Below are 10962 nucleotides of genomic sequence, written 5' to 3'. Positions count from 1 at the left end.
GATAGATAAGGGGCATGTAGTTACTGTCGAATTTATTAATGACTATGGTGCTATTGTGGAAAAGAAAATAACCAAGAGCTAGTGTATGGAAACACACCACTTAATCAAAAATTGGTTTTACAGTAAAAAAATAAAATTCATTAATATTACGTTTTTTTCATCAGTTGGATTTGCATCAATCTCCAATGCAAGTGAGATGTTTGACATCAATGCAATTAATACGGGAATTGAAAATAAGCTATCGGACTCTTCACTATTAAATTATCTTTCTAAAACCGAAGGGCAACTCCCTGGTCGTTATCAGGTCAATATTTATGTGAATGGAAACAAAGTTGCAGATGAGTTGATTGAATTTATTTACGATAATGAAGAAAAAAAACTGAAACCTAAGATAACAAAAGAACAGTTAATAAGTTGGGGTGTTAAGCCCTCAATGTTATTACAAAAAAATGAAGTCTCTTCAACCGATAAATTCTTAGATATTAAGTACTCAATTGATGGTAGTGACATTCACCATGATTTCTTTTCAAATCGATTAGATATTAGTATTCCTCAAATTGCAATGGAAATGGCGAGCCGAGGCTATATTGACGCCACTGAATGGGACGATGGAATCAACGGGATGTTTATTAACTATTCAGCACGCTTTAATCGATCGTGGGGAAATCCAAACAGCCAACAAAATATTTATGTAGGTTTACGAAATGGAATTAATTGGGGAGCTTGGAGGTTACGTAATCACAGTTATTACAATGACACGAATGAAAAGACTATTTTATATAGTTTGCAAACCTTCTTAGAGCGGGATCTTCGTGATTTGAAAAGCCATTTAATTATTGGAGAAACAGCATCTGATAACGGGATTATGGACGCTTTTCAATATCGCGGTATAAAGCTTATGTCGGAAGAAAGTATGTTACCGCAAAGCCGTCGTGGATTTGCTCCTGTCGTTAATGGCGTTGCAAATAGCAATGCGGTAGTCACTGTTCGTCAAAATGGTCAGATTATTTATCAAACGTCAGTACCTGCTGGGGAATTTATATTGAATGATCTTTATCCTACATCGTTCAATGGAGATTTACAGGTTATGGTCACTGAAGCCAATGGATCAACAAGAACATTTATCCAACCTTTTTCCAATGCCTCCATCATGCAAAGGGAGGGTTCATTAAAATACAGCATCGAACTTGGAAAATATCGGGAAGAGAGAGGGATAGAACGACCTTATTTTATTCAATTTTCTGGGATCTATGGTTTGCCAATCAATTTGGCAAATTATGGCAATATATCGTTATTAGGTGGCGCTTTTATCTCAGAAAATAAACAAGTTTATGTTTTAGGATCAGGGGTGAGTTTAGGTTACCTAGGGGGTATTTCATTGGATATGACATACTCACAAGCACAATGGCAGCAATATGCAAAGACGACGGATCAAACCTACCGTCTTCAATATACCAAATATATTCAAAATACAGCGACGGGACTGAATTTATCAGCTCAATATGCCGTAGAACCCGATATAAACAAGGCTCTTTTTCGAACCATAAGTATTGACCGAATATCAAAAAAACAACGATTACAGATTGCGTTGAGTCAAGCGTTAGGGAAATGGGGATCTTTAAACATTAATGGCTATCAGCAAAAGTATTGGGGGCAGTCAGGCTCCGATAATAACCTTACAGTCGGTTTTAGTTCTCAGTATCAATCTATTAATTACAGTTTTTCCTATTCTCATTCTGAGCAAAATAATCCCCATAGGGTCGATAAGTTATTTTCCTTTAATTGCAGTATGCCATTTCGTTGGAAAGAAAAGGCTTATTGGGGTGTTTATAGCTACAACACGAGCGACAATGCAGGGGGAATAAGCACATTTAGCTTGAATGGCTCAGCTTTCAATTCCAATCAATTACAATATGACATTACTCAGCAATATCATCATAAGAATCAACAATTCAGCCATGGTATTCGTGGTAATTACGTAACTTCTTACGGCGAATTTGGGGCGGGTTGGGATTATGCTTCTGAATATCAAGCTGCCCATGCTGAGGCGACAGGATCGCTGTTATTTCATCAAGGTGGAGTGACAGCTTCACGCGCGTTTTCTAATGCCATTGGGCTGGTTAAAGCTCAAGATATTGATAACTTGAAAGTGAATAATGCACCTTTATTGCATACTAATGGGCAAGGGTATGCCGTGGTTCCCATGTTAACGCGCTATGAACGCAATAAAGTGAGCGTAGATACCTCGACGTTAAAGGGTAATGATGATGTGGAGTTGAGCTCAGCGACCGTTGTTCCCACAAGCGGTGCGATTATTTTGGTGGATCTTAAAGCAAAGCGAGGTGGGCGTGTGGTATTAAAACTGAAGAAAAATAATCAGTTACTCGGATTTGGTACCCAAGTTAATCTTCTCGCACAGCAGCATGTCGTCTCATCGGGCATTGTAGCGAATGATGGAGAAGTTTATTTGAGTGGAGTTCCTGCACAGAGTATTGTTCACATTAAATGGGGAGAAGCGCATACACAGCAGTGCCAATTGCCTCTTCAGATTGATTTGAGCAATCAAAACATTCAATTTATTGACGGGGTTTGCCAATAAGGGGGCTTATGAAACAGTTTGCTATCTCCAACGCTATCTACGCCATCATGTTGTTGTTCTCACCAAAACTTTTCGCAGACTACCGAGCAGAATTTTCATCTTACACGGTACCGATATCTCAAACGCTGTATGTCCCTAAAAGTGCGCCCATCAACTCACATATTGCAACGATAGAGCTGGGAACCTATACGCCATGGGTATGGTGGAATGAATCAGGGACAACGCGAGTGGGAATTAATTTACCTGGTATATTTGATGACCATTATCAGATAGCAGGGGTTGGCGCCATTAAGGAAATAGGCCTATCAGGTATCGGCTTTGCATTGCACGGTTCAGTGAATAGCCCGTGTTCAGCAAGGGGATATGTGAATGGTAAAAATAACCGTGATGGAAATCCGGCGAATCGCTTACTCTGCCCAAGTAGTGAATCAAGGGGTAATTACAATGTTACCTTGAAAGCCGCATTCTATAAAATTCGCCCTCAAGTGAATACGCAGTTATTACAATCCACCAGTGCCGCGATGTTTATTGTGTTTAATGACAAGTTTATTACTCAGGATGCATTTGGAAATGTTGAGCCCAAAATTTGGTTGTCACCGATTAATGTGATTGCCAATGGATGTGAAATCAAAAATCGAGTGATCAATGTTGCGTTTGGTCAGGTGGAAAAGTTAGGTGCAAAGGGGGTGGGTGTGACGGTTGCGAATAGCCGTAACCGATTCAAAATTGAGCTTGAATGCGATGAATCTTCACCTATAAAGATCCGTTTTATGGGAACGGCTGACGCGAGTGGACTTGGTGGAACGATTGCACTCAATAATCCAAATCATCAGGAAACAGCAAAAGGCTTTGGTATTCAAATTAAGCACAAAGGGAAGCCGATTAAACTCAACCAAATGGTACAAATTTCCCGTTTAAATCAAGCGCAACACTATGTTATTCCGTTAGAAGCGGCCTATATTCAAACTGCAGAGAAAACACGCGGAGGAAAGGCGGATGGAACGCTGCAATTTAATTTGCAATATCATTGAGATTCCAAAATAAAAGGGAGCCTAAGCTCCCTTAATTTTTTAATAAATTAAGCTATCATTCGACGACTAAAATACGGCAGGTATTGGTGCTGCCGATGGTACCCATTTGGTCGCCTTGAGTTACGATAACCGTATCACCAACCATCAAGTAGCCATTATCACGTAAACGTGCGATGGCCTCACTTGCTGCTGCAATACCGTCAGTATGCGTGCTGCAAAATACAGGGGTGACACCACGATACAGTGAACATTGATTCAATGTTTTTTCATGGCGAGACATCGCGAAAATTGGCAGTCCAGAGCTAATGCGCGACATGATACGCGCGGTACGGCCTGACTCAGTCATCGCGATGATGGCTTTAACACCTTTTAGGTGGTTGGCGGCGTACATGGTTGACATCGCAATCGCATCTTCGGAACTTTCGAATTCAGCATCTAAACGGTGTTTCGAAATATTCAGACCCGGCATTTTCTCCGCACCAAAACAGACTTGCGCCATGGCGGCGACAGTTTCTGCTGGGTATTGTCCTGCGGCGGTTTCTGCGGATAGCATCACCGCATCAGTTCCGTCTAAGACCGCGTTTGCCACGTCCATCACTTCTGCACGGGTTGGCATTGGGTTGGTGATCATCGATTCCATCATTTGAGTTGCCGTGATCACCACGCGGTTCAATTGACGGGAACGACGAATTAATTTCTTCTGTACTGCAACCAGTTCAGGGTCACCAATTTCAACTCCTAAGTCACCACGGGCAACCATCACCACATCAGATGCAAGGATCACTTCGTCCATGATGTCGTCAGTTGCGACTGCTTCTGCACGTTCAACTTTGGCGACGATTTGGCATTCGCAGCCTGCATCACGCGCTAAACGGCGAGCATAATCGAGATCTTCACCTGAACGCGGGAAGGAAACAGCTAAGAAATCCACATTGATTTTAGCGGCGGTAATAATGTCGGCTTTGTCTTTCTCTGTCAGCGCTTCTGCGGATAAGCCACCACCGAGTTTATTGATGCCTTTGTTGTTGGAAAGTTGTCCACCGACAGTCACTTCGGTGAAGACTTGCAAACCTTGAACTTCACGAACCTTTAACTGCACGCGGCCATCATCCAGTAGGAGAATATCGCCAGGTACCACGTCAGCAGGCAGACCTTTATAATCGATACCCACTTTATGTTGGTCGCCTTCACCTTTACCTAATGAGGCATCCAGCGTGAATTTATCACCAACATTAAGGAAAACTTTACCGTCTTTAAAAGTAGAAACACGAATTTTCGGACCTTGTAGATCCCCAAGAATAGCGACGTGACGCCCTAATCGAGCCGCAATCTCACGCACTTTATTTGCGCGCGCCATGTGGTCTTCAGGAGTTCCGTGAGAGAAGTTAAGGCGAACAACGTTAGCCCCAGCATTGATAATTTTTTCTAGATTATTATCACGATCGGTTGCTGGACCAAGGGTTGTAACAATTTTAGTTCTTCTAAGCCGTCTAGACATGTATTACTCCGTGACCTGTAATGGTACAAATAAAAGTGAAACCATTTCACTCCATTTCGAAACCTATTTACTGCAAATAGGGGTGCTGACACGAGCACAGCTATTATATACAGCAAATTTCTTAAAGCCATCGGGAGAATAAAAACTCTTTGGGCCCGGTAGAATTAAGAAACCTCTTTTAACATTGTTATTTCCATTTTTCAGACATTATCAAACCGCGAATCGCGTAACGCTTCTTTGACCCGTTTCAAGTTATCTCTAAATTTTTCGCCTCTACGCAAAGTAAATCCAGTGGTTAATACATCAATGACGGCAAGCTGTGCCATCCTAGAGACCATTGGCATGTACATATCCGTATCTTCAGGGACATCAATAATAATCGATAAGTTGGCTTCTTTGGCGAGAGGAGAACCTTCGGAGGTAATTGCGATGACCGTCGCATCATTCTGGCGAGCGAGTTGTGCCATATCGACTAAGGCTTTTGTGCGTCCTGTGTGAGAAATCAATACAATCACATCCCCCTCACTACTATTGATGCAGCTCATACGTTGCATGACAATATCATCAAAGTATATGACTGGAATATTAAAACGGAAAAATTTATTCATCGCATCGTGGGCTACCGCCGCAGAAGCTCCAAACCCAAAAAAACTGATTTTCCGAGCTTGGGTGAGTAAATCAACCGCGCGATTAATGGCATGCGTATCGAGGGTATGTTTGACATTGTCTAACCCTGCCATCGCCGACTCGAAAATCTTGTGGGTATAAGTATTGACGGTGTCAGTCTCTTCGATATGACGATTAACATAAGGCGTGCCATTGGCAAGATTTTGAGCCAGCTTTAATTTAAAGTCAGGGAACCCTTTGGTTTCCATTTTTCGGCAAAATCGGTTGACGGTAGGCTCGCTGACGTCAGCCAGTTGGGCTAACGCCGCTATACTGAGATGAATAGCACTTTGGGGCATCCCTAAAATGACTTCAGCCACTTTTTTTTCTGATTTGCTCAAAAAATCGAGGCTAGTTTTCATTTGTTCTAAAATATTCATATAGCAAAAGTGCCTATTTCAGCAAAAGGAGAAATATTTCTGCCATCAGAGTATGGTGGCATTAACATCTGGATATGACTGAAAATATACTACGTGTTGGTTGTAAGCTATCTATGCACTGAGCGTAACTTATGGCTTTTTTTACGAAAATATGACCCGTATCTAATTTTCAACTTAGTAAACTCACTACATAAACCGTGATTTTCCAACAAAGCTGGAAGCATTCAGTGATAAAAAATTTTATTGATGTCTGGGTATGCTGTATTTTTCAGCATAAAAACTGTGACCAGCGTCATCAATATTTACTGAGCAGTAGCAAACGGGTACATTAGCAGGCAACCGATTGTATTTTTATAAAAACGACACTCAGAACCTATCTCATTAGAGTGAAGTATTCCCTTATTTTCTTTGGGCTCTAATCAGATAGTTTCTAAATTCCGCAGATTGAGGAGAACCAACATGGCGGTACATAATGCTGCTCAAGCTTGTGACCTGATTATTTTCGGCACTAAAGGTGACCTAGCACGTCGCAAGTTACTTCCATCACTGTATCAATTGGAAAAAGCAGGTTATATCCATCCAGATACTCGTATTATCGGCGTTGGTCGTGCCCAATGGGAACGGAACGATTATGTAGAGTTTGTGCATAAAGCATTAAATGATTTTTTGAAAGAAGAGCTAGATCCTGCGTTGTGGGAGCGTTTAAGCGCACGTTTAGATTTCTGCAATTTAGATGTCAGTGAAACGGATAACTTCGTTCGTTTAGCCGATATGCTTAAGCAAGATACACAACCCGCTATCCACTATTTCGCAATGCCACCAAGCACATTTGGTGAAATGTGTCATGGGCTGGGTCATGCAGGGCTGAACAAGCAACCTAACCGCGTGGTCATGGAAAAACCATTAGGTACAGATTTAGCTTCATCTCAGCAGATCAACAACGAAGTGGCTAAATATTTCGATGAAAGCCAAGTTTACCGAATTGACCACTATTTAGGTAAAGAAACGGTTTTAAACTTACTGGCACTGCGTTTTGCGAACTCATTGTTTATTAATAACTGGGACAATCGCACTATTGACCATGTGCAGATCACCGTTGCGGAAGAAGTCGGTATTGAAGGTCGTTGGGGTTACTTTGACCAAGCAGGTCAGATGCGTGATATGGTGCAAAACCATTTGTTGCAGATCTTAACGATGATCGCCATGTCACCGCCGGCAGACTTAACCACTGACCGTATTCGTGATGAAAAAGTGAAAGTGCTGCGTTCTTTACGCCGCATTGACCACACAAACGTGCGTGAGAAAGCCGTACGCGGTCAATATACTGCGGGCTTTGTACAAGGTAAGAAAGTACCGGGTTACTTAGAAGAAGAAGGCGCGAATAAGCAGAGCCAGACCGAGTCTTTTGTGGCTTTACGTGTGGATATTGATGATTGGCGCTGGGCAGGCGTTCCATTCTACCTGCGCACCGGTAAGCGTTTACCTGCAAAATGTTCAGAAGTTGTGGTCTATTTTAAAAAGCCAGCACTGAATATTTTCTCTGAAAGCTACCAAGATTTACCACAAAATAAATTGACCATTCGTCTACAACCAGATGAAGGGATCGATATTGAAATTATGAACAAGGCACCGGGCTTGGATCATAAACACCGTTTACAGACCACTAAACTGGACTTGAGCTTCTCCGAAACTTTCAACCAAACGCATCTTGCAGATGCTTACGAGCGTTTATTATTAGAAGCCATGCGTGGCATTCAAGCATTGTTTGTACGTCGTGATGAAGTGGAAGAAGCGTGGAAGTGGGTCGATTCCATTATGGAAGCGTGGGCCATGGATAACGACGCACCTAAGCCGTATCAAGCGGGAACATGGGGGCCTATCGCTTCAGTGGCAATGATTGCTCGCGATGGTCGTTCGTGGAATGAGTTTGAGTAATATTTTATCTTTATAAAATAGAACCATGAAATGGCGGGGAGGCTGAATCCCCGCCATTTTTTTAGCTAATATTTGCTTCTTTATCTTTTTTTATTCTTTCCGCGATCGAAATTTCTGTTAACCACTTCATCTCATGTTGGTTAAATACTAACGTTTTTCCATTCTGTTTTAATTCAAATGAAAGAGGTGAGTTTCTTATGTTAAGCATCGGAAAATTTTTTAATTCATCTATGTTTTTTGGGTCGGTGAGTTTAATGGTTGAATGAAATACGACGGGGTAATGTTTCGCAGGTTTTGATCTTGAAAAGAAAGCGCAGATTGGCATTGTTAATCCTTTAATGATGCATTTATTGAATGTGGAGTGTGCCATGAGTCATTACGCTTCTCTTTAATAATTTGATGGTTACCAAGATGCTGACTCAAGGCAACCATTCAATTTTGGCTATCTTAAAGCACTAATTCACTACGACCCGTAGCGGCCATATGAATGATACCTTGCTCGATACGCAAACACGCCATTTTGGCAGCATCAGGAACGGATAATCCGGCTAATAATTGAGCGGTAAGTTCAGCGCCGAATAGGTCGCCAGTACCTTTTGGTGTGACAGGGTAACGTTTATGGCGAATAACGGCGACATCCTGTTTAGTCACACAAACCACTTCAATGCTTTCCTCATCAGGTTGGAAAGCGCTCGTAATGATGACCCACTGCGTGTGACCTTTGAGTAACGAACGCGCTGCACGGGTGGCATCGTCTAGATTGTTTATCTCTTGCCCGCTGAGTGTGGAAAGTTCAAATTTGTTCGGGATAATCCCTGTCGCGAGTGGAATGACTTCATGACGATAAACATCAGCTATCGCTGGAGGAATATAAAAGCCACTATCTTCATCTCCCATGACAGGGTCGACAATGACAGGCATTTTAGGGTGTTGCTCGCGCACAGAGCCAAGCCAATTTGCAAGGTCGTGAGCTTTATCTGGGGAACCTAAATAACCCGTCAAAATGGCTTTAATGCTGTTTAAACTGCCACGTTCAACAAAGCCTTGTAAATAGCCACGAAACCATTCACCGGGTAATTCTCCACCATAACAAGTGGCATAGTGGGGCGTGTTGCTTAGAATAACGGTGGGAACTGCAGCAACGCGTAATCCTTGTTTGGTCAATGCGGGGACAGCGATGCTATTACCCACACTGCCATAGACAACTTGTGATTGAATGGAGACAACATCATAAGGAAGCGGGGTGGCATCGGCGGCGTTTTGAAAGCTATTTGACGTTAGCGTAAAGGTATCCATGACTCTCTCTTATTTGGTGTTCATTATTGCTATTTTCTAACGGATAACACGATAAGAAGCGTGTTGGCGTTAATTGTCAATCGTAACCGAAAAAATTCATATTGAATGGGATGTTAGCAGCATAAAAAAGGGTAAAAAAATTTTTTTTTGCTCAGATCCTCTAAAAATAAATGCGAGGAAAATGACAGAATTATTCGCAAAATAGACGCTGGCACTGTATTGCTTAGCATATTAATGAATATTTATGCATAAATATGACGAATTCAAAAAGCGTTTGTATTCATTGACTTAATAATTTTGGCGTGGTAGAAATAGCTTGAAACTAACAATTATATGAGGGTTCGGAGTAACTTGGATGGATGTCCATCCGATGAAATGAATGAGATATCATGCTTAGCGTGACTAGCATAAAGATCAGTAAGTCCCAAAGAAGATCAACACATAAGCTTTTCCTTTCCGCTATTCTTTCCAGTGAGCATCACTGGTGTGGCGCATTATAGCGTCCTTCTAGATTATTCAATCCGCTGAATAAAATCAGCATTCTTTTGTTTTTATTTGAATTTTAAACAGCTTAAAGCTTAACCATTAAGCTCATTGCCTTTCTATCTTGTTCAAAAAACAGGCTATGGCGAAGCTGTATCTAGAGGGATACTATAATGATTTATTGGATATTTTTAGCATTAGCTATCGTGACTGAGGTCATTGGTACGTTATCAATGAAACATGCCAGCGTAAGCGGTGATTTCACGGGTATGGCCGTGATGTATGTGATGATTGCGACTTCCTATATTTTACTGGCGGTTGCGGTAAAAAAAGTGGCACTGGGTGTTGCTTACGCTATGTGGGAAGGTGTTGGTGTTCTGCTAATTACGACGTTCAGCGTATTGTGGTTTGGAGAATCACTGTCACCAATGAAAGTTGGTGGATTAGTTTTCCTGATCACAGGTATTGCATTGATCAAATCAGGCACCAAAAAAGCGACTGTTAGCCAATCAGCTCAGAAAGTAAAACAAGCTGCAAAAAATGCGGTTGATTCCGCCAAAGCCCGAGCTTTAGTGACAAAGACCGCTAAATCGGAGGTGTAGTATGGCCAGTCAATTTGAATGGTGGCATGCGGCATTTTTGATCCTCGCAGTGGTACTGGAAATTCTTGCCAACGTATTTTTAAAAATGTCAGATGGTTTTAGACGTTATTGGTTAGGAATTTTGTCTCTCATCGCCGTATTAGGGGCATTTAGTGCACTGGCGCAGGCAGTGAAGGGAATCGAACTGTCAGTGGCTTATGCATTATGGGGAGCGTTCGGTTTAATCGCCACAGTTGCTGCCGGCTGGATCCTATTTAATCAACGCTTAAACTATAAAGGCTGGGGTGGGTTAGTATTCCTACTTATCGGTATGGTGCTGATTAAAATGTCGTAACGGATAATTTGCTCAACAAAAGCATATTGTCAACGAAGTCATTAGGTTTTATTTAATTATATTCAACCTAATGACTTCACTTAATTTTCCTCTCTTGGATTTAATGTACTTAGTAAGTGTACATTTATAGAATATTAC

At 41.7% G+C, this 10962-nt stretch carries 8 protein-coding genes; 5 read left to right on the top strand and 3 right to left on the bottom strand.

Annotation, left to right across the window (positions count from 1 at the left end; translation table 11 throughout):
- The first annotated feature begins 85 nt into the window (after positions 1–85).
- Both JK188_RS13925 and JK188_RS18015 read left to right on the top strand, forming a co-directional pair.
- Positions 86–2599: a fimbria/pilus outer membrane usher protein gene (locus JK188_RS13925; RefSeq protein ID WP_211885485.1), complete on the top strand. Its 2514-nt coding sequence runs from the start codon at positions 86–88 to the stop codon at positions 2597–2599.
- Between the two features lie 8 nt (positions 2600–2607).
- A complete protein-coding gene (locus JK188_RS18015; RefSeq protein ID WP_211885486.1) occupies positions 2608–3630 on the top strand; it encodes a fimbrial protein in 1023 nt (340 codons plus the stop codon).
- 55 nt (positions 3631–3685) lie between these two features.
- On the opposite strand, the gene pyk is transcribed toward JK188_RS18015, so the two are convergent.
- A complete protein-coding gene (gene pyk / locus JK188_RS13915) occupies positions 3686–5128 on the bottom strand; it encodes a pyruvate kinase (RefSeq protein WP_036948247.1) in 1443 nt (480 codons plus the stop codon).
- A 200-nt stretch (positions 5129–5328) separates the two neighbouring features.
- Complete coding sequence (locus tag JK188_RS13910; protein ID WP_154603894.1) at positions 5329–6174, bottom strand: MurR/RpiR family transcriptional regulator; 846 nt, start codon at positions 6172–6174, stop codon at positions 5329–5331.
- Positions 6175–6633: 459 nt separating this feature from the next.
- Between JK188_RS13910 and zwf the strand changes: the two genes are divergently transcribed.
- On the top strand, positions 6634–8109 hold the full coding sequence (gene zwf, locus JK188_RS13905; protein WP_211885487.1) for a glucose-6-phosphate dehydrogenase: 1476 nt from the start codon (positions 6634–6636) through the stop codon (positions 8107–8109).
- A 447-nt stretch (positions 8110–8556) separates the two neighbouring features.
- On the opposite strand, the gene pdxK is transcribed toward zwf, so the two are convergent.
- On the bottom strand, positions 8557–9405 hold the full coding sequence (gene pdxK / locus JK188_RS13900; RefSeq protein ID WP_108478183.1) for a pyridoxine/pyridoxal/pyridoxamine kinase: 849 nt from the start codon (positions 9403–9405) through the stop codon (positions 8557–8559).
- A gap of 656 nt (positions 9406–10061) precedes the next feature.
- Here pdxK and mdtJ point away from each other — a divergent pair.
- Both mdtJ and mdtI read left to right on the top strand, forming a co-directional pair.
- A complete protein-coding gene (gene mdtJ / locus JK188_RS13895; protein ID WP_036948234.1) occupies positions 10062–10490 on the top strand; it encodes a multidrug/spermidine efflux SMR transporter subunit MdtJ in 429 nt (142 codons plus the stop codon).
- Position 10491: 1 nt separating this feature from the next.
- The gene (gene mdtI, locus JK188_RS13890) at positions 10492–10824 is read left to right on the top strand and encodes a multidrug/spermidine efflux SMR transporter subunit MdtI (RefSeq protein ID WP_211885489.1); all 333 of its coding nucleotides are present in this window, start codon (positions 10492–10494) and stop codon (positions 10822–10824) included.
- Positions 10825–10962 lie beyond the last annotated feature (138 nt).

Origin of the sequence: Providencia sp. JGM181, assembly GCF_018257375.1 — a bacterium.
Taxonomy (GTDB): Bacteria; Pseudomonadota; Gammaproteobacteria; order Enterobacterales; family Enterobacteriaceae; genus Providencia; species Providencia lanzhouensis.
This window is presented reverse-complemented; position numbering and strand designations above follow the sequence as displayed.